The 23256-nt window shown below is 70.7% G+C and carries 21 protein-coding genes; 5 read left to right on the top strand and 16 right to left on the bottom strand.

The window, feature by feature from the left end:
- Positions 1-214: 214 nt before the first annotated feature.
- Together ACFP2T_RS11585 and ACFP2T_RS11580 are read right to left on the bottom strand one after the other, a co-directional pair.
- Entirely contained in the window at positions 215-1057 is an 843-nt protein-coding gene (locus ACFP2T_RS11585; protein ID WP_377420612.1) for a DMT family transporter, read from the bottom strand.
- Positions 1058-1156: 99 nt separating this feature from the next.
- Positions 1157-2545, bottom strand: coding sequence for a glycosyltransferase (locus tag ACFP2T_RS11580; RefSeq protein WP_377420610.1), 1389 nt, complete (start codon positions 2543-2545; stop codon positions 1157-1159).
- A 337-nt stretch (positions 2546-2882) separates the two neighbouring features.
- On the opposite strand from ACFP2T_RS11580, the gene ACFP2T_RS11575 reads away from it, so the two are divergent.
- The gene (locus ACFP2T_RS11575; RefSeq protein ID WP_377420608.1) at positions 2883-4214 is read left to right on the top strand and encodes a glycosyltransferase; all 1332 of its coding nucleotides are present in this window, start codon (positions 2883-2885) and stop codon (positions 4212-4214) included.
- Between the two features lie 81 nt (positions 4215-4295).
- Here ACFP2T_RS11575 and ACFP2T_RS11570 read toward each other — a convergent pair whose 3' ends face one another.
- The 7 genes from ACFP2T_RS11570 to ACFP2T_RS11540 form a co-directional block, all read right to left on the bottom strand.
- Positions 4296-5570, bottom strand: coding sequence for an ABC transporter substrate-binding protein (locus ACFP2T_RS11570; protein ID WP_377420606.1), 1275 nt, complete (start codon positions 5568-5570; stop codon positions 4296-4298).
- A 72-nt stretch (positions 5571-5642) separates the two neighbouring features.
- Positions 5643-6773 carry a branched-chain amino acid ABC transporter permease gene (locus ACFP2T_RS11565; RefSeq protein WP_377420604.1) on the bottom strand — a complete coding sequence of 377 codons (1131 nt, stop codon included), beginning with the start codon at positions 6771-6773 and terminating at the stop codon, positions 5643-5645.
- Positions 6770-7660, bottom strand: a complete 891-nt coding sequence (locus tag ACFP2T_RS11560) for a branched-chain amino acid ABC transporter permease (RefSeq protein ID WP_377420602.1) — start codon at positions 7658-7660, stop codon at positions 6770-6772. Before ACFP2T_RS11560 ends, ACFP2T_RS11565 begins: the two co-directional genes overlap by 4 nt.
- Positions 7657-9576 (bottom strand): AMP-dependent synthetase/ligase, encoded by a 1920-nt coding sequence (locus tag ACFP2T_RS11555; protein ID WP_377420601.1) that lies wholly within the window; start codon positions 9574-9576, stop codon positions 7657-7659. Before ACFP2T_RS11555 ends, ACFP2T_RS11560 begins: the two co-directional genes overlap by 4 nt.
- Positions 9573-10406, bottom strand: coding sequence for an ABC transporter ATP-binding protein (locus tag ACFP2T_RS11550; protein ID WP_377420600.1), 834 nt, complete (start codon positions 10404-10406; stop codon positions 9573-9575). Before ACFP2T_RS11550 ends, ACFP2T_RS11555 begins: the two co-directional genes overlap by 4 nt.
- Positions 10403-11197 (bottom strand): ABC transporter ATP-binding protein, encoded by a 795-nt coding sequence (locus ACFP2T_RS11545; protein WP_377420598.1) that lies wholly within the window; start codon positions 11195-11197, stop codon positions 10403-10405. Before ACFP2T_RS11545 ends, ACFP2T_RS11550 begins: the two co-directional genes overlap by 4 nt.
- A gap of 264 nt (positions 11198-11461) precedes the next feature.
- Positions 11462-12037: a CHRD domain-containing protein gene (locus ACFP2T_RS11540; RefSeq protein WP_377420596.1), complete on the bottom strand. Its 576-nt coding sequence runs from the start codon at positions 12035-12037 to the stop codon at positions 11462-11464.
- 321 nt (positions 12038-12358) lie between these two features.
- Between ACFP2T_RS11540 and ACFP2T_RS11535 the strand changes: the two genes are divergently transcribed.
- Entirely contained in the window at positions 12359-13582 is a 1224-nt protein-coding gene (locus tag ACFP2T_RS11535; RefSeq protein ID WP_377420594.1) for a low temperature requirement protein A, read from the top strand.
- Between the two features lie 3 nt (positions 13583-13585).
- Here the strand turns inward: ACFP2T_RS11535 and sthA are convergent, their stop codons facing one another.
- The 4 genes from sthA to ACFP2T_RS11515 all read right to left on the bottom strand — a co-directional run bounded on the left by sthA (position 13586) and on the right by ACFP2T_RS11515 (position 17086).
- Positions 13586-14989, bottom strand: coding sequence for a Si-specific NAD(P)(+) transhydrogenase (gene sthA / locus ACFP2T_RS11530; RefSeq protein ID WP_377420592.1), 1404 nt, complete (start codon positions 14987-14989; stop codon positions 13586-13588).
- A 144-nt stretch (positions 14990-15133) separates the two neighbouring features.
- Positions 15134-15631, bottom strand: coding sequence for a metallophosphoesterase family protein (locus tag ACFP2T_RS11525; protein ID WP_377420590.1), 498 nt, complete (start codon positions 15629-15631; stop codon positions 15134-15136).
- 43 nt (positions 15632-15674) lie between these two features.
- Complete coding sequence (locus tag ACFP2T_RS11520; RefSeq protein WP_377420588.1) at positions 15675-15905, bottom strand: ferredoxin; 231 nt, start codon at positions 15903-15905, stop codon at positions 15675-15677.
- Between the two features lie 5 nt (positions 15906-15910).
- A complete protein-coding gene (locus tag ACFP2T_RS11515; protein WP_377420586.1) occupies positions 15911-17086 on the bottom strand; it encodes a cytochrome P450 in 1176 nt (391 codons plus the stop codon).
- 313 nt (positions 17087-17399) lie between these two features.
- Between ACFP2T_RS11515 and ACFP2T_RS11510 the strand changes: the two genes are divergently transcribed.
- Positions 17400-18269, top strand: a complete 870-nt coding sequence (locus ACFP2T_RS11510; RefSeq protein ID WP_377420584.1) for an AraC family transcriptional regulator — start codon at positions 17400-17402, stop codon at positions 18267-18269.
- A gap of 144 nt (positions 18270-18413) precedes the next feature.
- Positions 18414-19313: an rRNA methyltransferase gene (locus tag ACFP2T_RS11505; protein ID WP_377420582.1), complete on the top strand. Its 900-nt coding sequence runs from the start codon at positions 18414-18416 to the stop codon at positions 19311-19313.
- 67 nt (positions 19314-19380) lie between these two features.
- Here ACFP2T_RS11505 and ACFP2T_RS11500 read toward each other — a convergent pair whose 3' ends face one another.
- From ACFP2T_RS11500 to ACFP2T_RS11490, 3 genes are all read right to left on the bottom strand, one after another.
- Complete coding sequence (locus tag ACFP2T_RS11500) at positions 19381-21195, bottom strand: right-handed parallel beta-helix repeat-containing protein (RefSeq protein ID WP_377420580.1); 1815 nt, start codon at positions 21193-21195, stop codon at positions 19381-19383.
- 213 nt (positions 21196-21408) lie between these two features.
- Positions 21409-21723 (bottom strand): hypothetical protein, encoded by a 315-nt coding sequence (locus ACFP2T_RS11495; protein ID WP_377420578.1) that lies wholly within the window; start codon positions 21721-21723, stop codon positions 21409-21411.
- A gap of 67 nt (positions 21724-21790) precedes the next feature.
- Entirely contained in the window at positions 21791-22246 is a 456-nt protein-coding gene (locus ACFP2T_RS11490) for an Hsp20/alpha crystallin family protein (RefSeq protein ID WP_377420576.1), read from the bottom strand.
- A 113-nt stretch (positions 22247-22359) separates the two neighbouring features.
- Between ACFP2T_RS11490 and ACFP2T_RS11485 the strand changes: the two genes are divergently transcribed.
- Entirely contained in the window at positions 22360-23121 is a 762-nt protein-coding gene (locus tag ACFP2T_RS11485) for a hypothetical protein (protein ID WP_377420574.1), read from the top strand.
- The last annotated feature ends 135 nt before the right edge of the window (positions 23122-23256 follow it).

The raw sequence follows: 23256 nt of genomic DNA, 5'->3' as shown, positions 1-23256 counted from the left end.
GAGGTCAATCTGTCAGCCCGAGCCCAGCCAGACCGCCGCGCCGGATTGGTAGTAACCCATCGCTCGCGCTAAGTAATCTTCACCGAGAGTACCCAACTTCCCACCCTCGGCGGCGCGGGCCGCCGAATTCCTCTCGGCGTGTTCGACCCCCCGATGACGTGCGCCCCCACCGGGTCGGGCCGGTCCGCGCGGCCACGCCCGCCCGGCCGGCGTGTCAGCTTGACTGGGTACGCCGGGCCATCCAGATGCCGGTGCTCATCGCCGCCACCGCGACCAGGCCGATGATCAGGCGTGGCCCCTGGAGCGACAGCTCCTCCTCGAAGGCGGTGACCCCGATCAGCACGCTGGTGAACGGGTCGAGCAGCGCGATCGCGGTCAGCGGGGCGGCGATCGGGCCGCCCTGGAAGGCGTTCTGGTTCAGGGTCAGGGCCGCGCCGCCGACCAACATCAGGGCGTAGAGATGCCAGTCCGTGAAGACCTCGGCCGGATGATCCGGCAGCTTCTCGATCACGCTCTTGAGCAGGGCCGCGGCGGTGGCGTAGAGCAGACCGGTGGCGATTCCCAGCATCAGCCCCCGGGTCGCCGCCTGGGTCCGCCAGGCGACCAGCAGACAGATCGTGACCAGCACGCCGACGGCGACGCCGACGCCGATCCAGGCCAACGCCTTCGGCTCCTGCACGCCGCCACGCGGATTGGCGGCGACCAGGAATCCGGTGAGCCCGATGACCCCAATCACCACCACCAGCATGTCCCGCCGGTGCGGCCGGCGGCGCTCGAGCGCCGCCTCCAGCGGGATCGCCATGAAGAGGCCACTGACCAGGAGCGGTTCGACCAGGGCGAGCGCGCCGAAACGCAGCGCGAGCGCCTGCAGGATGGTGCCGAAGGCGTCCGGGATCCAGCCGAGCAGCCACAGCCGGCGGTGCAGCAGCCGGATCAGCAGTCGCGGGTCGATGGTCCGGGTCGGCCGCTCCCGCTTGGCAGCACGCTGCTCCAGCACCGAACTCACCGCGAAGCAGGCGGCCGAGGCCAACCCCAGGACGATGGCGATGCCGTTCACCGCGCCACCTCCGAGTCCAGGGACGGGACGCCCGTGCGGCGGGACGCCGCCCTGGCCCCGCTGCCGCCGAGGACGGGACGCAGGTCTGCGATCTGCACCTCAGCCTTGCCGGTCCGGTCGGTTGGCCGGGTGACTGCCGCCATCGGCCCCTGGTTCGTCCGCGCCGATCCGCTTCCTCGCCATGCTGGCCCGCAGCCCCACCCAGCGGGTCAGCGTCCGGCGTGGTGGTACGGCGTCGAGCCCCGTCGTCACCTCGGCCGACACCACCACCGGACTCTCGACCAGCGCCGGATCGTCGATCGGCACCGGTTTCCGGGCCGACGAGGCCGCCTCGACGCCTCGGGCGACGTCGGCCACCACCGCCGCCGGATCGGCGTCGAAGAGCGCGAGTCCGGCCGCCCGCTGCCGCTGGCCCTCGGCACCGTCGGCGAGTCGGACCAGGGTCGGGCCCAGGTCCGCGGAACGCCGCACCCAGGTCGCCACCCCGGCTCGGGTCATGGTGCCGGCGTTCGCCCTGCCGTGGCCGGGGATGGGCCGGTAGGTGGCCACCGGCAGTCCACAGGCCATCGCCTCCAGCGCGGTGAGTCCGCCGGCGTTCTCCACGAGCACGTCCGCCGCCCGGAGCAGTTCGGGCATGTCGTCGACCCATCCGAAGACGTGTCCGACCCGTTTCCGCTTCAGCCGGCGGTACAGCGCGGTGTTCCGGCCGCAGACCACCACCGGGACCGCCTCCCCGGTCCGGGCGATCTCGGCCGCCGTCCGCGCCACCGCGCCGACTCCCCAGGAGCCGGCGACCAGCAGCGCGAGCCTCGCGTCGAGGGGCAGCCCCAGCCGTTCGCGGGCGTTCCGCTTGTCCTCCTCGGCCCCGGGACGGAAGCCGGCGGAGACCAGTCGGCCGGCCACCCGAACCTCGCCCGCACCGAGCGCCCGCGCCTCGGCCCGGGTGGTGTCGTGCGCGGCGCAGTGCACGTCGATACCCGGGGACACCCAGATCGGGTTGACCGCGAAGTCGGTCAGATAGGTGATCACCGGTACGGCGAGCCGACCCTCCCGGCGCAGCGGCCCGACGATCTGGCTGACCACCGGGTACGTCGAGACCACGGCGCGGGTGTCCGGCGGCAGCATCCGGAGCACCCGTGGCCACACCGGTCGCAGCAACGCCCGGGTGATCGGCGCGGCCCGACTGAAGTTGCCCCCGATGGAGAAGAGCAGCCCGTAGATCCAGGGCAGCCGGCTCAACATCCCGTGGTAGGTGCCACGGAGCAGTCGTCCGAGTCCCCACGGGAAGATGTCGGCCAGGTCCACGCAGTCCGCCCGCAGCCCCCGCTCCCGGAGCCGGCGGGCCAGTTCGCGGCTCGCGCCGTCGTGCCCGGCACCCGCGCTGGCGTAGATGATCATCACGCGGGGACGTCGCCCTCCCGAGCCGCCGGTCGGCGGCTCGGATGCCTCCCTACGGCTGACCTGGTACCGCCCGGGACTGAACGTCATCCGGCCATCTACCCGGAGAAAGTGCGAAGAATCCTCGGAGCACCCCCGTCCTGCCACCTTTTCCGCCCCGGGCTCGTCCGCCGCCCCGCCCCGGCCGGCGGCGCGTCCCCGTTCACGCCCGGGCGTCGTGTCCCCGTTCACGCCCGGGCGTCGTGTCCCCGTTCACGCCCGACGTCGCGTCCCCGTTCGCGCCCGGGCGGCGCGTCCCCCGGTTCGCGCCGACGCCGGTCAACGGCGGCGGCCCCGGCGTAGACTCCGGATACCCCCATCTGTACCAGCGGGCTCGGACACCTCCGCGCCACCAGCGAACGCCTCTTCGGCCCGCCGGGAGGTCCGTATGCGGGTTCTGATCGTCACCGCCGGTTCCCTGGGGGACGTCGCCCCCTACACCGGCCTCGGCGCCCGGCTACTGACCGCCGGTCACCGGGTGGCGCTCGCCGCACCGCCCCGGTACGCCGGTCTGGTGACCGGTTGCGGGCTGGAGTTCCGCCCGGTCCCCGGCGATCTCCCGGCACTCCGGACCGCAGCCTCCGGGCAACGACGACTGTCGTCCCTGCCCGGTGCACCGGGGCTGGTCGAGTTCGTCCGACTCGGCGGCCGGTTCGTCGGCAACCTCGGTGCCGGCATCGCGACCGCCGCCGAGGCCGGCACCGACCTGCTGCTGCTCTCCAGCACCACCGCCCCGCTGGGCTACTCGGTGGCGCAGCACCACGGCATCCCCAGCCTCGGCGTCTTCCTCCAGCCGACCTATCCCACCCGCGCGTTTCCACCGATCCTGCTCGGCGTACGGTCGCTCGGCAGTTGGGGTAACCAAGCCGCCGGGTGGCTCGGCCAACGGCTGGTCCGCCGGGTCTACGCGGACGCCTCGCGACGGCTCCGCGCCCGGCTGGGCCTGCCGCCGGCCGACATCGCCGACCTGGAGCGGCACGCCGAGACCACCGGCTGGCCGATCACCCACGGCTTCAGCCCGGCCGTTCTGCCCCGGCCACCGGACTGGCGCACCGGCCTGGACGTGGTCGGCTACTGGTGGCCGCTGACCGCTGCGGATTGGCGGCCACCGGCGGCCCTGCTCGACTTCCTCGCCACCGGCCCACCACCGGTGTACGTCGGCTTCGGCAGCCTGGCCGACACCGGCGGGGAACTGCACGCCCTGGTCACCCGCGCGCTCAGCCGCGCCGGAGTACGCGGTGTGGTGCAGGGCATCGACGCCGGACCGGAGCCGGGAAGCGACGCGGTGCGGGGCATCCACGCCGGCCCCCCGGACGACGGCGATCCGACAGGTGTCGTCCGGCCGGGGTCGGGGACCGGATCGGACCAGGTCCTGACCGTCGGGGACGTGCCGCACGAGTGGCTCTTCCCCCGGATGGCGGCCCTGGTCCACCACGCCGGCTGCGGCACCGCCGCCGCCGGGCTCCGGGCCGGAATACCGGCCGTGCCGGTGCCGATCCTGGCCGACCAGCCGTTCTGGGCCGCCCGGCTGGCCGCCCTCGGGGTCAGCCCGGAGGTGATCCCGTTCCGCCGGCTCAGCGAGGACCGGCTCTGCACCGCGATCCGGGCCGCGGTGACCGAGCCGGCCTTCCGGCACCGGGCCCGGTTCCTCGCCGACCGGCTGGCCGGCGAGGACGGCGCGGGGGCGGTGGTGGCCGCGGTCGACCGGCTGGCCCGTTGACCGGCCGACCGCGGCCAGCTCATCCCGGCTCGTCGACGACGGCGTCCACCGCCGACGGGCCGGTCGATCGTGGCCGGAACCTCACAGCTTCGCGTAGCAGGGTCCGTCCAGGTTGTACGCCTTCGCGGTCGGGCCGGTGGACAACGGCCGTACCTGCCTCGTCCCGGTCGGGGCGGCCCGGTCCGGGCGGTAGACCGCGGTCACCCGTACCGCCCCGTCGTTCGGGCCGGCGGCGTAGTTGCCCGCACCGGAGGGCAGCATCCCCTCGTAGTCCACCGAGGTCAGGGACTTGACCGCGGCGACCAGCCCGGCTCGGGTGAGATCACCGTTGGCCACCGCCTTGGTCAGCGCGGCCTTCATCGGGTACGACCACACCCAGCCCGAGGTGTACCCCTCGTTCGGGGTCACCCCGCCCAGCGCCGCCCGCAGCGCCTGGTGGCCGGGCGTGTCGGTGCCCCACGAGTCCCACGGTGCGCTCTGCTCGTACCGGGCCAGCAGGGCGGGTGCGGCGGCGCTCTGCAACAGCGCCGGGTTCCAGGTCGGGCTGGTGCCGATGAACCGGCCGGTGAAGCCCCGCGCGGCGGCCTGTCCCACGATCGCCGCCGCGTCGGCCGGTCCCATCGTCAGGATCACCAGGTCAGGGCGGCCGGACAGGATGGCCTGGATGGCGCCGGCCTGCTTGTCCGCGCCCGAGTCGGTCTTCACGGCGTTGAAGGTCATCCCGAGGGTCTGCGCGCCGAGCTTCGCCCCGGCCGCCGCGTCGTCGCCGTAGTCTCCGGCGAGGTGCACCGCCAGCACCGACTTCACCCCGTACGCCTCCCGCGCGTAGTCGAGCGCGTTCATCGACTCCAGGCAGTAGTTCGCGCCCGACTCGATGATGACGTCCTCGAAGGCGTACGCCGAGGTCCACGCGGCCGGGGCCGCGACCACGTTGCTGGCCTTCATGTCGGCCAGGATCGCGGCCGTGGTCGGTGAGCCGAGGGTCTGGGCCAGGGCGAGCACGTTCGGCTTCATCTCCTGGTACACCTGGTTGTGGGTCTGCGGGTTGTACTTGTTGTCCCGGACGTACCGGGTCACGTCGACCTCGTAGTCGCCGATCCCACCGGCGGTGTTCACCCGCTTCCAGAACGCCTTCTGCGCGTCGGTGATCGGGACGGCGAGCGCCCGGAACGGGCCCTCGGTGAGGTCGGAGATGATGCCCAGATAGATGCAGCCCTTGTTCTTGTCCACCGCCTCCGGGCACGGCTCGGAGGTGACGCCGACGTCGGTCTTCAACCCGGACCCGTCGGTCTCGGTGTCGCCGCCCCGGCACGCGACGGTCGCGCCGCAGAGCAGCAGGGCGACGGTTCCGGACACGATCCGGCGGATGCCGGAAGCGGACGATCTGTGCCTTCCCATGGCTACCTCACAGGGTCGAAAAGGAGCAGCTCAGTAGGAGAACGGCCATGCCTTCCAGTAGTTGCGGACCCGGACCCAGATCCCGAACAGGCCCCGGGGCTCGAAGATGAGGAAGACGATGATGAGTACGCCGTAGAGGATCGTCTCCACCTGGAAGACGTTGGGCACCTCGTTCGGCTGGGCGCTGAGGAACGGCACCCACGCCTGCATCTCCCGGGTCAGCCGGGGCAGCAGGGTGATGAAGAACGCCCCGGCGATCGCGCCGGAGATGGTGCCCGCTCCACCGATCAGCACCATGGCGATGTACTGCACCGACAGCAGCAGGCTGAACGAGCTCGGGTCGAAGAAGCCGGTCACGGTGTAGAGCAGCGCGCCCGCGCAGCCCGCGTACGCCGACGAGACCGCGAACGCGATCGTCTTGTACCGGGCCAGGTTGACCCCGATCACCCCGGCGGCGATGTCGCGGTCCCGGATCGCGGTGAACGCCCGGCCGACCTTCGACCGCGCCAGGTTGGCCGCGGCCAGCGCGAAGACCAGCAGGAACAGCAGCATCAGCCAGTAGAGCTTCTGGTCGCGGGTGCCGAGCGCCCCGGTGGCGGCCAGCGGCTGGCCGAAGAACTCCAGGGTGGCCGCCGGTCGGCCGACGCCGGCACCGCCGGTCAGCGCCGACCATTCGCTGAAGACGTGCTGGCCGATGAAGACCAGGCCGAGGGTGACGATCGCCAGGTACAGCCCGCGCAGCCGGGTGGCGAGCGGCGCCACCAGCACCCCGGCCAGCCCGGCGAGCAGGCCGGCGGCGGGCAGCCAGACTCCGATGTTGGTGATCCCGAACCCGATCACCCGGCCGTCCGGGTCGCCGCTGATCGCCGCCGCCGTGTACGCGCCGATGGCCAGGAAGAAGGCGTGCCCCAGGGACACCTGACCGGCGTACCCGGTGACCAGGCCGAGCCCGATCGCCCCGATCGCCGCCACACAGCAGACGGCGAGCAGTTGCAGCACCTCGTCGGAGAGCAGGAAGGGCAGGGCCACGGCGAGGACCAGCAGCAACCCGACCGAGGTCCGCTTGGCCGGGGTGTCGAACAGGGCCAGTTCGCTGGCGTACGAGGTGTGCAGCAGCGGCCGCCCCCGCAACCGGGTACGCCGTCGTCCGGTGGCGCTCATACCCGTTCCACCTCCCGGGTGCCGAACAGGCCGTACGGGCGGACCAGCAGGACGAGCAGCATCAGCACGTACGGGGTGATCACCGAGACGTTGCCGCCGAGCCAGGGCGCGTGCTGCTGATAGGTCGCGGTGAGTTCCTGGATCATGCCGACGGCGAGCCCACCGACCACCGCGCCAGGCAGCGAGTCCAGTCCACCCAGGATGATCACCGGAAGGGCGGTCAGTGCGATCAGCCACAGCGCCGCGTCGACGCTCGCCCCGGCGGCGGCGAATGTGCCGGCGACCGCGGCCAGGCCACCGGCCAGTCCCCAGGCGAGCGCGAAGACCGCGCCGACCGACACGCCCTGGGCCAGTGCCGCCTCCTGGTCGTAGGCGGCGGCCCGCATCGCCAGGCCCATCCGGGTGAACCGGAAGAAGGCGAACAGGGCCAGGATCAGCACGGTGGTGGTGAGGAACGCCCCGAGGTGCCGCTGTTGCAGGTCGACGCCGGTGCCTGGAATCGCGACGGTACGCAGTCCCCACGGGTCGCCGACGTGCCGGACGTCCAGCCCGATGAACCCGTTGACCACGACCCGGACCGCGACGTCCACCCCGAGGGTGATGATGGCGACCACGAACGCCGGGCGGCCGACCATCGGGCGGACGGCGACCCGCTCCACCCCGAGCGCCAGCCCGGCGGTGAGCAGTGCGGCGACCGGCACCGCGAGCCAGAACCCGACCGGTCCGGCGAGGTAGGTGACCAGCACCGCGCCGGCCAGCATGAACGCGGGCTGGGCGAAGCTGATCACCCGGGTCGCCTTGTAGATGATGACGAAACCGAGGGCCAGCAGGGCGTACACGCTGCCGGTGCCGAGCCCGCGCAGCACGCTCTCCAGCAACTCGGTCATGCCGCGTCCCGGCGCGAATACAGCTCTTCGACCAGCTCGGCGAAGCGGTCGGCGACGGCGGACCGGCGCACCTTCTGGGTCGCGGTCAGTTCGCCGTCGGTGTGGTCGAGTTCCTTGGGCAGCAGCGCGAACCGCCGGACCTGCTCGACCGGGGCGTGCCGGGCGTTCACCGCCTCGACCACCTCCTCGACCAGCGCCCGCACCTCCGGCTTCTCCGACAGGTCCCGGTAGGTGGTGTACGGCAGGCCCCGGCGCTGCGCCCACTCCCCCACCGTCTCCAGCTCGATGCCGATCAGCGCGGTCAGGTAGGGCCGGCGGTCGCCGACCAGGATGGCCTCCTTCAGGTACGGCGACGCCTTCAGCGCGTTCTCGATCTCGGACGGGGCGACGTTCTTGCCACCGGCCGTGATCATGATGTCCTTGGCCCGGTCGGTGATCCTGACGTGTGTGCCGTCGACCCACTCGCCGATGTCACCGGTCCGCAGCCACCCGTCGTCGGCGAACGCCGCGGCGGTGGCCGCCGGATCGCGGTAGTAGCCGGTGAAGACGCCGGGATGCCGGGTCAGGATCTCCCCGGTCGCCTCGTCGATCCGCAGCTCGATCCCGGGCTGCGGCTCGCCGACCGTACCGAGCCGGATCCGGCCGGGCCGGTTGCCGGTGGCGACGGCCGTGTTCTCGGTCATCCCGTACACCTCGTGCATCCGGATACCGATCCCCATGAAGAACCGCAGCACGTCGGGGGCGATCGGGGCGGCGCCGGAGGCGGCGTACCGGACCCGGCGCATGCCGATCCGGACCCGCAGCGCCCGGTAGCAGAACAGCCAGCCGATCCCGTAGGCCAGTCGGGTGCCGACGGTGGGCCGTCCGCCGGTCCGGACCAGGGTGCCGGCGATCCGGTCGGCGACCCCGAGCCACAGCCGGGCGTTCCACCGCTTGACCGGGGACGCGTTGGCCAGCCGGATGGTCAGCCCGGCGAGGATCTTCTCCCAGATCCGGGGAACTCCGAAGAGGATGGTCGGCTGCACCTCCCGCAGGTTGGCCTGCACCGTGTCGATCGACTCGGCGAACGCGATCTGCACGCCGGCACCGGCGTTGAACCAGGTGGTGAAGATCCGTTCCGCGACGTGACACAGCGGCAGGTACGACAGCAGCACGTCGGACGGTCCCGGTGGCGGATCGGTGAACCCGCCGGCCTGGACCAGGGTCCGGATCGCGAAGTCCACGTTGGCGACGCTCAGCATCACGCCCTTCGGCGGGCCGGTGGTGCCGGAGGTGTAGATCAGCGTCGCGATGTCGTCGGCGGTGGCCGCCGCCATCCGTCCGTCGACCGCCCCGGGTTCGGCGGCCCGGTGCGCGGCGCCGATCCGGAGCAGTTCCGCCCAGTCGAGCAACGCCGGATGCTGGTAGCGGTGCCGAATGCCACGCGGTTCGAGGTAGACGATCCGGTGCAGTTCCGGGCACTGGTCGAGGACCTCCAGCGCCTTGTCGACCTGTTCCTGGTCCTCGGCGACGAGCACCCGGGCGCCGGAGTGTCCGAGCAGGTAGCCGACCTCGGCCGGCGGGTTCGTCGGGTAGAGCCCGACCGTCATCGCCCGGAGCGCGACCGTCGCCAGGTCGGCGTAGAGCCACTCGCGACGGTTCTCGGCGTGGATCGCCACCCGGTCCCCGGGCTGCACACCGAGGGCGAGCAACCCGTGCGCCACCGTCTGCACGGTGTCCCAGTACTCGGCCCAGGTCACCTCCTGCCAGATCCCCCGGTCCTTCTCCCGCATCGCCACCGCGTCAGGGGTGGTCCGGGCCCGCTCCCGGACCCGGGCCGCGATCGTGAGTGCCGGTGTCGCGGCCGACGAGACCGTGGCCGACGAGACCGTGGCGGACGGGGTCGTGGCGGGCGGGGTCGTACCGGCCTCGGTCATCTCGGAGGCACCTCCCCCAGGTAGGCGCGGACCACGTCCGGGTGATGCGGGATCTCGGCCGGGCTGCCGGTCGCGACCACCTGACCGAAGTCGACCACCAGTACCCGGTCGGCCAGGTCCATCACCAGACCCATGTCGTGTTCGACCAGCACGATCGGGATGTCGAGTTCGTCGCGGATGTCGAGGACGAACCGGGCCATGTCCTCGGTCTCCTCCAGGTTCATTCCGGCGACCGGCTCGTCCAGGAGCAGCAATTTCGGTTCCATGGCCAGCGCCCGGCCCAGCTCGACCCGCTTCTGCACCCCGTACGGCAGCAGGCCGACCGGCAGCCGCCGCCACCGTTCCAGTTCGAGGAAGTCCACGATCTCCTCGACCGCGGCCCGGTTGGCGATCTCGGCCCGGCGGGCCCGTCCCAGCCAGCCGAGTGCGGCGAACGTGCCGTAGCCGAGGTGATGGTGCCGACCGAGCAGCAGGTTGTCCAGCACGGTGAGGTTGGCGAACAGTTCGACGTTCTGGAAGGTCCGGGCCAGGCCGAGCGCCGCGATCACGTGTGGCCGGCGGCCGACCAGGTCGGTGCCGTCGAAGACCACCCGACCGGTCTGCGGGCGGTAGACCCCGGAGAGCACGTTGAAGATGGACGTCTTGCCGGAGCCGTTGGGACCGATGATCGCGAAGAGTTCGTGCCGACCGACGGTGAAGCTCACCCCGTCGATGGCGCGTACCCCGGCGAAGTGCAGCCGGACGTCCTCGAACCGCAGGATCGGCTCGGCGTTGCCGGGATCGGTCCGGTCCGGGGCGGCGGTCCCGGGATCCGGGTCGGTCGTCGTCACGACAGCCACCGCTTGCGTCGCCGGTAGTGCTTGACGTCCCGGAACGACCGGCGGCCGGCGCCGGCGGCGGCGGCGCCCAGGCCGAGGTAGAACTCCCGGATGTCGTCGTCGGCCAGTAGCTGCTCGGCCGGTTTGTCGAGCACCACCTGTCCGGTCTCCAGGACGTAGCCGTGGGTGGCCAGCGACAGCGCCATGGTGGCGTTCTGCTCCACCAGCAGCACGCCGGCACCGTCGGAATTGATCGTCGCGATCAGTTCCCGGACCTGCTCGACGAGCCGGGGCGCAAGGCCGAGGCTCGGCTCGTCCAGCAGCAGGTAGCGGGGCTCGGCCATCAGTGCCCGGCCCATCGCGAGCATCTGCTGCTCGCCGCCGGAGAGATAGCCGGCGGTGTGCCGACGGCGCTGGGCGAGCACCGGGAACAGCCCGAGGACGTGGTCGAGGCGGGTCGGGATCTGCCGGTGGGCGGTGTGGCCACCGAGCCGCAGGTTCTCCTCCACGGTCAGCTCGGCGAAGATCCGGCGCCCCTCCATCACCTGGCAGACGCCCCGGCGTACGACGGCGGCCGGCCGGAGCCGGTGGATCGGGTCGCCGTCCAGGGTCACCGAACCCTTGGTCACCGCGCCGTCGTGTACGTCGAGCAGGCCGCTGATCGCCCGGAGCAGGGTGGTTTTGCCGGCGCCGTTCGCACCCAGCAGCGCGACTATCCCACCCGGTGGCACGGCGAGGCTCACCCCGCGCAGCACCAACATCACGTCGTCGTAGACGACCTCCAGATTGCGCACCTGCAGCATCCCGGGCACCCCCGGTTGTGGTTGTGGCGCGGATCACAAAGTTACCGGACATTAACCACGGCGCAACGTCCCGTCAAGAGCACCAGTGGTAGGCAGCGGCAACTCCGCCCGGTCGGTGGATGCGCGGACGCCCGTCGATCGTCGGTTGTGGACGGTGCGCCGCGATCCCCCGTACGGCGGTGGCGTCAGGGGACGTACCGCATCGCCGGGACGGCGCCGCGCCCCCTCGCTGTGTCTGGCCGGGAACTGGTGGCTGAGGGGACGTCAGCGGTAGTGATGGCGCCCCAACTGGGCCCGGATCTCCCCGCTCGGATACAGCGAGCTGTGCACGTTGACGTAGGTGGCGCCGACCCGGAGGGCGGTCAGCAGCTCACCGAACTGGCCGGCGGCGATCCCCTGGGCGGTGGGGCCGATCACGTCGGCCGGCCGGATCGTTCCGGTGATCGTCGCCGGGTCGGCGGGGCAGGGCTGGGTGCCGGCCGGCCCGTTACCGAGATTGGTACAGAGGAAGACGCTGATCCCACCGCTCTGGGCCCGTCCACCGAAGTGGATGTGCGCCTGGGTGATGTCACCCTCCAGGTCCTCGTAGCTGAGCCGGTAGTCGATCTCCTGAGCCTGCTCGTCGATCCTCACCGAGAACCGGCCGGTGCCGGTGGTGGACAACACCAGCGGGGTCTCCTGATAGCCGGTCAACCGCTCGCGCTGAATGCTCCACCGGCGGTCCTCGTCGTCCTCGCCCTGCCGTTCCGCGTGCCCGTACGCCAGTCTGGCGGTTCCGGCGGCGGCGGCCAGTACGGCGATCACCGTGACTGTCAGTCCACGCCATCGTCCGATCATCATCGTCCCGGCCCCCCTCTGTCGTGCCAGCCGGTGCTCGTCACCCTGGTCAACGGGATCGACGCCGCCCGGGACACGACAGTTCAGTGACGGATCGTGGACAAAGAGTAATGAACGACAGCCGGTCCGACGGGTACGGTCCACACAGCACCACGGCGCGGCGATCGCCGCAGTCCCTTGTTGGGGCTAACCTGACCAAATCGGCCCGAACCTTATCGGGACGGACCGTGTCGGGGCGAATTGGTCGGTCGGAGGCAGGCTGGTGGCGATCCTCGCGCTGACGACGGCCGGCGGGCCACCAGCGCCACCGACCGTCACGACGCGTTGCGCCCGAGCAGCGCCGACGCGGTGACGGCGGGCGCTCCGGCCCGGACCCCCGGCAAGGGGGTGACCTGGGAGGAACTCTTCTTCGACCTCGCCTTCGTCTTCGCCCTCACCCAGTTCTCCCGGCTGCTGCACGAACACCACGGCTGGTCCGGAATCGGCCGGACGCTGATCCTCTTCATCACGGTCTACTGGGCCTGGGGCGGCGTGACGCTCTACGCCGACCAGCGCGACCTCAGTCCCGTCCTGGACCGGGTCGGCATCCTGACGCTCGGCCTCGGCAGCCTGTTGATGGCCCTGACGATCCCCGACGCGTACGGCAAACTCGGCCTACTCTTCATCTCGATCTACCTCGCCATCCGGGTGCTGCTGGCCGGCCTGGCCCTCCGCAGACGCTCGGGCTGGCGAGCACTCTTCGTCGGCCCCTACGGCGTCGTTCTCCTCACCGGTCCACTGCTACTGGCGGGCGCTCTCATGCAGGACAGGGCCCGGATCGTCCTCTGGACCGTCGCCGCCACCATCGACCTGCTGAGTCCCTGGGCGGCACGTCATCTGGTCGTCCCGGGCAGGACGCAGCCGCTGCACTACAGCCACCGCTACGGACTGCTGATCATCCTCGTGCTCGGCGAGTCCGTGATCCAGGTCGGAGCGGTGGCCGTCGACGATTCGCTGACCCTCGCCCGAATCACCGCGATAGTCGCCGCCTACGCCCTAGTCGCCGCCCTCTGGTGGGTGTACTTCGGCTACGGCCTGCCCCACTTCCGGCGAGCGCTGGAGCAGGCGCCGAACCAGGCGGACGTGCGCCGTGGGCTCCTCATCTACGGCCATCTGTTCTTCAGCTTCGGGATCGTCACCATCTCCGTCGGCCTGTCCGCCGTGGTGCCCGCGCCGCTCGATCCACTACCCGACAATCCCGCGAACCTCCTCTTCGGCGGCTGCGCGCTCTTCCTGCTCACCTTCGCCTACACCCAGTGGCGAACCCACCGAATGCTCACCTGGCACCGGCTCGGAGCCGGCCTGGTCTGCCTCGCCCTGCTACCGCTGGCCACGCTCATCCCGGCCATCGCGGCGGTTGCGGCCCTGGTCCTGGTGGTCGCTCTGATGGCCGCCGGGGAGGAACTGGCCACCCGACGCCGGGGCGGCGACGCGCCGCACGCAACGACCGAGATCAGGTCGTACGGCGACGCGGACCCGACGGACCGGGGACCGGTGAGCGGCGAGTGAGAACTAGTCGCGCAGCCGGGCGATGTGCCGCATCTTGTTCATCGCGTCCAACGCGGCGACCTTGTACGCCTCGGCCAGGGTCGGATAGTTGAACACCGCGTCGACCAGGTAGTCGACGGTGCCGAGGCAGCCCATCACCGCCTGTCCGATGTGCACCAGTTCGGTGGCCCCGGTGCCGAAGATGTGCACCCCGAGCAGTCGACCGGTGTCCGGCGCGACCAGCAGCTTGAGCATCCCGTACGAGTCGCCGCTGATCTGGCCCCGGGCCAGTTCGCGGTACCGGGAGATGCCGACCTCGAACGGCACCTTGTCCCGGGTCAGCTCGTCCTCGGTCCGGCCGATGAAACTGATCTCCGGGATCGTGTAGATGCCGATCGGTTGCAACTCCGGCATCGCCCGTACCGGTTCGCCGCAGGCGTGGTGCGCGGCGAGCCGACCCTGCTCCATCGACGTCGACGCGAGCGCCGGAAAGCCGATCACGTCACCGACCGCGTAGATGTGCGGCACGGTGGTCCGGAACTGGGGGTCGACCTTGATCCGGCCACGATCGTCCGCCGCCAGTCCGGCGTTCTCCAGCTCGAGTTCGGTGGCCATGCCGTGCCGACCGGCCGAGTACATCACCGTGTCGGCGGCGATCCGCTTCCCGCTCTCCAGTACGGCGATGGCGCCCCGGGTGTGCCGCTCCACCGCCGCCACCGCCTCGCTGAACCGGAACGTCACCGCCAGGTCCCGCAGGTGGTACTTCAGCGCCTCGACGATTTCCAGGTCGCAGAACTCCAGCATCCGGTCGCGTCGCTCGACGACGGTGACCTTCGTGCCCAGCGCCGCGAACATCGAGGCGTACTCGATGCCGATCACCCCGGCACCGACCACCACCATCGAGTTCGGCACCTTCTCCAGGTTGATGATGCCGTCCGAGTCGATGATCGTACGCTCGTCGAAGTCCACACTGGCCGGTCGGGCCGGACGGGTACCGGCGGCGATGATGATGTTCTCGGCGGTCACCTTCGACTCGCGCCCGGCCGGATCGGTCACCGTGAGGGTGTTCGGATCGTGGAACCGGGCCGTGCCGGTGAGCAGCCGAACCCGGTTACGGGCCAACTGGCTGCGTACCACGTCGACCTCACGCCCGATCACGTGCTGGGTCCGGGCGGTCAGGTCGGCGACGGTGATGTCGTCCTTGAGCCGGTAGCTCTGGCCGTACACCTCCCGCTGGCTGAGCCCGGTCAGGTAGAGCACGGCCTCCCGCAGGGTCTTCGACGGCACCGTACCGGTGTTGATGCAGACGCCGCCGACCATGTGCTGCCGCTCGATCACCGCCGCCCGCCGGCCGAGTTTCGCCGCTGCTATCGCGGCCTTCTGGCCACCCGGTCCCGAACCCACCACGAGCACGTCAAAATCATGCACGCCTACAGTCTGGCAGCACCCTGATCCAAACGCTCCGGTCCGAACGGCCGGTACCGCACGGCCGGTACCGCTGGGCTGCCACCGCCCGCCCCGGCCGCCCGTCGCGGGAGGTTCGTCGCCGGGCCCTCCGGACCGGCCCCGGAGTCAGCGCGGCAGCTCGTGCAGGACCACGTCGTCGAGCCGACCGCCGGTTATCCCGGCGGTGAGGTACGTGGCGTGGGGTTGGCGTCGCCGGTCGGTCGGCGAGCCGGGATTGAGCAGCCGCAGCCCGCCCGGAGCCTCGCTGTCCCAGGGAATGTGCGAGTGCCCGAAGACGAGCAGGTCGTACCCGTCGAACCGGGCCGCGCAGCGGCGCTCCCGCCCGGTCGCCGGGCCGGTCTCGTGTACGACCGCGACCCGGACGCCGGCCAGCTCGACCCGGGCGATCTCCGGCAGCCGGGCCCGCAGCTCGGGTCCGTCGTTGTTGCCGTACACGCCGATCAGCCGCCGTGCTCTCGCTTCGAGCGCGTCCAGCAGGGACTCCTGTACCCAGTCACCGGCATGGACGACCACGTCAGCCTCGTCGACCGCGGCCCACAGCCGCGCCGGCAGGTCGCGCGCCCGCTTCGGTACGTGGGTGTCCGCCATCATCAGCAGGCGCACGTCCCTACCCTATCGGTCCGCGGCCCAACGGTTCAGGCGGTTGTCAACGCGTGTCGGTACGAGCCGGAGCGGCCGGCTCGGCGAGGGCCAGTGCCCGGCTGGGACAGATGTGGATGGCCTGGCGTACCCGGGTGATCGTCGTCTCGTCCCTCGGGGTCTCGTCGAGGATGACCACGGTTCCGTCCTCCTCGTCCTGGTCGAATACGGCGGGCTCGGTGAGGACGCACTGGCCCGCGCCGACGCAGCGGGCCAGGTCTGCGGTTACCTGGATCATGTCTCCTACCAGGTGACCGGGAGGGAGTGGAGACCGTAGACGGTGGAGTCGTTCTTGAACGACAGCTCGTCGGTCGTCGTGGCCAGCCTGAGGCCGGGGATGCGGGCGAACAGGGTGTCGAAGACGATCTGGAGTTCGATTCGGGCGAGGTTCTGACCCAGGCACTGGTGCGGGCCGAAACCGAACGCGATGTGGTGGCGGGCGCCGCGCCCGATGTCGAAGGTGTCGCCGTCGACGAACGCCGCCGGGTCGCGGTTCGCGACGTTGCCGAGCGTGATGACGCCCTCGCCGGCGCGGATCAGCACGCCGCCGATTTCGACGTCCTCCCGGGCGACCCGGGACGTGACGAACTCGGCGATCGTGAAGTAGCGGAGCAGTTCCTCGACGACCTCCGGCGTCGTGGCGGGATCCGCTCTCAGCGCGGCCAGCGCCTGCGGCCGTTCCAGCAGCGTCATCACACCGAGCGAGATCATGTTTCCGGTGGTCTCGTGCCCGGCGAGCAGCAGCAGGAACCCGAGACCCGCCAGGTCGTCCCGATCGGCGCCCTTGGCCAGTTGGCGGCCGAGCAGGTCGTCGGCCGGCTCCTTTTCCTTCTCGGCGATCAGCGCGGCCATGTATTCGCGGATCGCGTTGGCCGCCGCATACCGTTCGGCGGGCGGGATGGCGCGGTCCAGCAGGTTGGCGGAGCGACTCTGGAAGAAGTCGTGGTCGGTGTAGGGCACGCCGAGCAGTTCGCAGATGACCAGTGACGGCACGGGCAGCGCCAGCGCCGGGACGAGGTCGGCCGGGCGCGGCCCGGCGAGCATGGCATCGATGCGCTCGTCGACGATCTGCTGGATGCGCGGGCGCAGCGCGTTCATCCGCCTGATCGTGAACTCGCCGACGACCGCGCGCCGGGCCTCACCGTGCTCCGGCGGATCGAGCCCGATCATGGGCTGTCGCGGCGGAGGGCTGGGTCGTGCTTCAGGCGGTTGCAGGGGGAAACCCTTGCGTTGACGGTCGGAGCTGAACCGTGGATCGGTCAGCATGGTGCGGATGTCATCGAGCCGGCTCAGTGCCCATACCTGCGAGCCGTCGGGCAGCGTCACCCGGGCCACCGGCTCACGCTGTAGTTGGACGTGCTCGGGCGGCGGCGCGTACGGGCAGCTACGGGTCAGGGGAAGCACCGGAGAGTCGGTCATGCCATCTCCCACCTCGAATGTCGATCAGTCATACGAAATGTTCCTTCCGACGACGAGCGTACCGCCAAGTGGAGTAGGCACCTTAGGTCCGGATCTCGGCTGGTGTCGTGCCGCACCGTGGCGCCGAGCGCTACGTCCTACAGGATCGGGTTTGTCGAGACCCGCCAGGCCGGGGCCCGGCCGGGTTCAGCGCCTGTTCGAGCCGTTCCAGCGACTGCACCGGGTCTCCAACGCCCAAATGATCGAATCGGACCGCAGCGGTCGGGCACCGGTGGAGGGCTCCCCGTCATGATCGATGTTGAAAAGAGGGCTCGTGATCTCCGCACTCAACCGACTCGTCGACCTCGTCGAGGACCATCTCACCGAGGAGATCGACGTCAACGGGTTGGCCAAGACGCTCGGCACCACCGAGTACCACCTGCGTCGGATGTTCTCGTCGCTGGCCGGCATGCCGCTCTCGGAGTACGTGCGTCGGCGCCGCATGACCGTCGCCGCTGCCGCCGTCGTCAGCGGTGGGGACGACCTGCTGAGCATCGCCGTCCAGCACGGATACGGCTCAAGCGAAGCGTTCGGACGCGCGTTCCGGGCGGTGCACGGCGCCGGCCCCGCCGCCGTACGCCGCGACGGAGGCCCCCTACGCGCACAACCACAGCTCAGGTTCCGCCTGACCGTCGAAGGAAGCGTCCCTATGGATACCCGCGTCGTCGACCGTCCCGCGTTCCGGCTCGTCGGACACGCAACCCGGGTCCCCCTGGTCCACCAGGGCGTCAACCCGCACATCCAGCAGCACGTCGCCGCGCTGCCGGAGCATGAGCACCTCCGGCTGAAGGACCTCAGTGACACCGAACCGGCGGGCCTCCTCGCGGTCAGCGACGACCTCGACCCCGACCGGACCGAAGGCAGTGAGCTGACGTACCTGCACGGGGTCGCCGTCTCCCGCGACGCGCCGTCGGCCGACGGACTCGACACCATCGAGGTCCCGGCCGGCACGTGGGCGGTCTTCCGCACCACCGGCCCCTACCCCGACGCCCTGCAGGAAACCTGGGCCGCGACCGCGACCGAGTGGTTCCCCGCCAACCGGTGGCGCCTACGGCCGGGTCCGGAGATCGTCGCGGTGCTCGAGCGCGCAGGCGACTTCAGCACCGCGACGTGCGAGCTGTGGCTACCGGTGGAACCGACATGACCGGGTCCACCGGCACCTGAGCGACATCGGGGTACGCCGGGCTCGGCCGCACCGCCGGGGCGAGACCAGCCGGCACTCGGGCGGTTCCGTGCACGACGAGGCACATGGCCAGACAGCGGTGCAGGGCGGTCATGTGGAGGTGTGATGACCTATCGATTTGTACCAGAACGACGCGACTACTCCGATCTGGCCAGCGGCGCCGTGCTGCGTTCGGCGCCAGGCCACCCCGCCTTTCCCATCCGGCTCGCGTCGGAGGTGTTCCTCCGCGCCTGGCACGCGTTGGAACAAGCTCGACCACTGACCGTGTGGGATCCCTGCTGCGGCAGTGGTTACCTGCTCACCGTGCTGGGCCTGCTACATCGGGACAAAATCGCCGGGCTCATCGCCTCGGACATAGCCGACGACCCACTCCGGATCGCGCGGGCGAACCTTGCTCTCCTGTCCGCCAAAGGGCTACAGAGGCGGACAGCCGAGCTAGACGAGCTGGCTCGCCGCTTCAGCCGGCCCTCGCACCTGAATGCGGCTGAGTCCGCACGGCGCCTACAGGAACTGCTTAGCCGAAGCGGCGTACAAGACCTCCCCCACGTTGTCGGACAAACCGACGTCTTCGACCAACGGCAGGTTGCGGCCCGGTTGGCGGTGTCACCACAGCCGCGTCTCGTGCTGACCGATGTGCCGTACGGCGAACAGACCAGCTGGCAGGGAGCGAGTCAGGCGGAGGCCATTCCCAAGCTGCTGGGATCGCTCGCGTCGGCGCTCCCCGCCGATACCATGATCGCGTTGGCTACCCGCGGACGCCGCGTCCCGCTCCCGCCAGGCGTCCACGCAGCGACACGATTCAAGATTGGAACGCGGGCGGTAGTCCTGGTCCGCCTCCAGGACCTTCACTCCACGGTCGTCGACGCAACCGGGGGTGCCAATCACGGTGGCCAGCAACAGCCCGCGGTCCTCCGTCGAGACCACGCCCGCCGCAGCCAGGCTCGACGATCGGTTCGCGTACGTGCTGACCGCCGAGAATATTCGGCATCCGAGGCCGGCACCTGACCCTTCAACACAACAGCGAGAGCAGACACCTCGGCGCCCACGACCACCGCTACTCCTAAACCGCTGCCTATATCCGGGCTCCCACGTCGGCGCCGTTGGCGGGACGGAGGAAGTTCGACGACGGGATCTCGCCGCTGGCCGTACGCGGCCCGGTGATGGTCGACGGGTCGGTGTCGGCCAGCGTCCAGGTGCCACCCAGGTCCCAGGAGTTGCCGACGCTGGTCGAGGAGCCGAGCGCGACCTGTGTCTCGTTCTCCACCGCCAGGTTCTTCGTCACCTCGGCGTCGGCGTCGGCGACGTCGAACCCGGTGCCGCCGTTGCGCCAGGCGGTGTTGTGGTCGAGCACGAGTTGGCCGGGGTTGGCGTTGTCGATGAAGCCACCGACCGCGTTGTCGAAGGCGATCGAGTTGCGTACGACGTGCGCGGCCGGCAGGTCCTCGTCACCACCACCGAGCTTCCAGCCGTTCCCGTCGCCGGTGTAGCCGGGCAGGTTCCACCGGTTGAAGCCGTTCCCCCAGGCCACCGAGTCCTCGATGACGATCGGGGAGAGGAACTCCCAGGCGTCGAAGCCGTCGTCGGAGTTGTTCCACAGCCGGGCGCCGCGTACGACGTTGCCCGAGCCGGAGCCCTCCTTGATGGCCAGGCCGTCGGCGCTCTCGCCGTTCTTGCGCGGATCCCGATTGCCGTAGCTGTCCAGGTTGAGCACCTGGTTGTTGCTGGAGGCCGCCTGGATGTGCAGGCCGGACTCGTAGTTGTCCCGGGTGGTCAGCCGGTCGAAGACGTTGTTGTTGCAGTCACGGCAGAAGATCGCGTACGGCCCGTTCGCGATCTCGATGTTGACGACGCGCCAGTAGTCCGCCTCGATGTGCAGTGCACCCCGTTCGAGGTTGGGGATGCTGGCGTCCAGCGGTGCGGGAGTGTGCGGCATGTTCTCCCCGTCCAGGATCACCTTCTCGCCCCGGTACGCGGTGATCGTGTACGGCGTCGCGGCGGTGCCGTCCTTCATGATCCGGATGTTGGTGGCCGGCGCGTAGGTGCCGGCCCGCAGTTGGATCGTGGTGCCGGGGGTGGCCAATTCGACCGCTCGGTGCAGGGTGCCCAACGGCTGGTCGATGCTGCCCGGGTTGGCGTCGTCGCCGGTCGGAGCGACGAAGAGTTCATCGCCGCCCGGCGGCGGGTCGCTCGGGGTCGGGGTCGGAGTCGGGGATTCCGACGGGGTCGGCGACACGGTGGTCGGGGTCGGCTCCGGGGTGCTGCCGGTGTCGACGGTGACGTCGTCGAAGGACGCGGTCGCCCGATAGGTTTGCAGGCCCACCCGGCCCTTTGTCGACTGGCTCGGCCCGGTACCGACCACGGTGCCGTTGAACAGGCCGCGTACGGTCCCGCCGCTGGCCTCGATCCGCAGCGTGGCCCAGGTTCCCGGAGCCAGGGCCAGCGGCGTGGCGCCGAGGACTGTCACCGCGCCGCTGCGTACCGCCTGCAACTCGACCCGGTCGGCGTGCAGGACGAGGCGGTCGAAGCTGGTGGACGCGTTGGATCGGGCGGCGATGCCGGCGAAGCCGGTCGTACCGTAGCCGGCCGGTTTCACCCGTACCTGCACCGCGTAGTTGGTCCAGTTCGTCTGGCCGGCGAAGACCCGGGCGAGGTCCGCGCTGGCGCTCGTCTGCCGCAGCGCCCTCGAACCGTCCGCGCCGACCGACCACGTCCCGCCGGACTTGGACCACCCGTTGGAGTCGCCGTCCTCGAAGTCGTCGGCGAACAGCGTGGCCGCCGAGGCGCCGACGGCCACCACGCCGATCGCGGTCAGCGCGGCGACGACGACGGCGCCGGCCCGCCACGCTGTCCGAGGGATCCGTCCGGTGGTTCCCAGGAGGCGCCTCATCGTTGTCGTACCCCTTTCGGCGGGCCGCGTCGCGCCCGGGCATGCCTATGGTCGTAGGCCGTCGGGTCTGCTGGAAAGCGCTTTCTCGCAAGCTACGGTCTCGGCACGACGAAATCAAGGGACGACTGTCGATAGATGGCACGACGACACCGAATCGGCCCGGTCCGTCGCAGCGGACCGGGCCGATGCGGTGTGGATCTGGCTGCCGTGGCCTCACCTGCCTTCCATCGATCGGGTCGAGACGTCACGGGTGGCCGGGGGTGCCCGCTGCCGGCGCCATCGGGCGCCCTCCGGCGCCGCGTCCAGCGGAACGAACAGATCGTCCACGAGGGGCCCGACCGGCCACAGCGGCGGCCGTGGGACCGGCTGCGGCCGGGCCGGCGGCGGGGGTGGCGGCCAATGCCAGCAGGCGTCGATGAGCGCGTCGAACTCGGCCCGCATCAGATCGTCGTCGTGCTGAACCAGCTCGACGAACGCCTCGTGCACCGATCTGGTCTCCGAAGAGTTGCGCCGGACGTCGCTGCCCATGCTCGTCACCCCCCACCGCCGGGTATCACCGGATCGGCGAACCGCCGAATCCGGAAGGTTCCACGGTTCAGGCGTTGATGGCTCTCCGGCCGACGTCACCGCTGGACTGGGAGTGGGAGATAGCCACCCTGCGCGGCTTCGCCTGGTCCCGCACCGGGATCCGCACCGCCAGTACGCCGTTGTCGTAACTGGCCTCGATCCGATCGGCGTCGAGAGCGTCACCGAGGAAGACCTGCCGGGAGAAGGCTCCGAGTGGTCGCTCGGACACCTGGACCCGGGTGCCCTTGTCGAGATCGAACGGCCGGCGCTCGGCCCGTACGGTGAGAACGTTGTGCTCGACTTCGATCTCGATCGCCTCGGGCGGAACCCCGGGTAGGTCGAACGCCACGACCAGCTCGTCGGCGTTGCGGTACGCGTCCATCGGCATCGGCGCCGGTCGCGACCAGGTGCCCGGTTGCAGCGCACCGAGGGCGTGCTGGGCGACTCGATCGAGTTCGCGGAAGGTGTCAGTGCGCATCAACATCTTCCTCACCTCCTGTGCTGTCCAACAGTGCTGTCAATGCGCGGTAACTCGGTTGTATCATGTCATCGGAACGACGACAAGCGGTTCGTCGTCACAAGGACGACGGAGGATCCGTGGATCAGCAGGAGCGAACCTCAGTCAGCCGCCCGCCCGGCGCCCGCAGCGCGGAGACCCCGACCAGCGCAGCGCTCGACCGCGTCCAGGCCGTCACCAACCGGATCGGCGCCGGGGGCCCACCGTCCGGCCCGTCGGCCCCCACCGGTCCGGCAACCGGACACGGGCAGGAACCCGCAATGGCGGAGACGGATGTCGACGGCGACGGCGAGGTGACGGCTGACCAGGTGCTCAGTGCCCTCGCCCTGCTCCGCAAGCTACGCGCCGAACTGGAGAGCTGGGAGCCGCAACTGATCGCCGCCGCCCGACAGCGCGGCGCGAGCTGGGCGGACCTCGCGCCGGCGCTCGGCGTGGCGAGCCGCCAGGCCGCGGAGCGACGCTACCTGCGACTACGCCCAACCGTGGACGACACTCCACAACAGACCCGTGACGACCGGGTACGCGCCGAACGGGACCGTCGGGCCGGCGAGCGCGCGGTGGCCCGGTGGGCTTCGGACAACGGCGCGGACCTGCGTCAGCTCGCCGGGCAGATCACCGCGCTGACCGATCTCGCTCCGGCCGCCCGCCCCAGCCTGGACCGGCTGCACGACGCCCTGGGCGGACCCGACCCCGCCGCCCTGGTCCGGCTGCTGTCCGACACCCAACCCCATCTGCTGGCCGACCACCAGGCACTCGCCGATCGCGTGGACGCGATGAACCTACGTGTCGACGCGGTACGCCAAGACGGCCGGGACCGGCGGACCAGCAATTCCCGCGACTGAGCCGGGTGGCCAGGCCGGTCTGGCCCGACCAGGCACACCCTCTCGCAGAGTCTGAATCTTTACACCCTTACCGGTCCGTAGTGGCTAGCGTTGCCCGACGATCCTCAATCGACCGCCCGACGGAAGCGACGGACC

This window comes from Plantactinospora solaniradicis (genome assembly GCF_042658085.1).
Lineage (GTDB): Bacteria > Actinomycetota > Actinomycetes > Mycobacteriales > Micromonosporaceae > Plantactinospora > Plantactinospora solaniradicis.
Note: the sequence above shows the minus strand (reverse complement) of the source record. Positions and strands in the feature narration are given on the sequence as shown.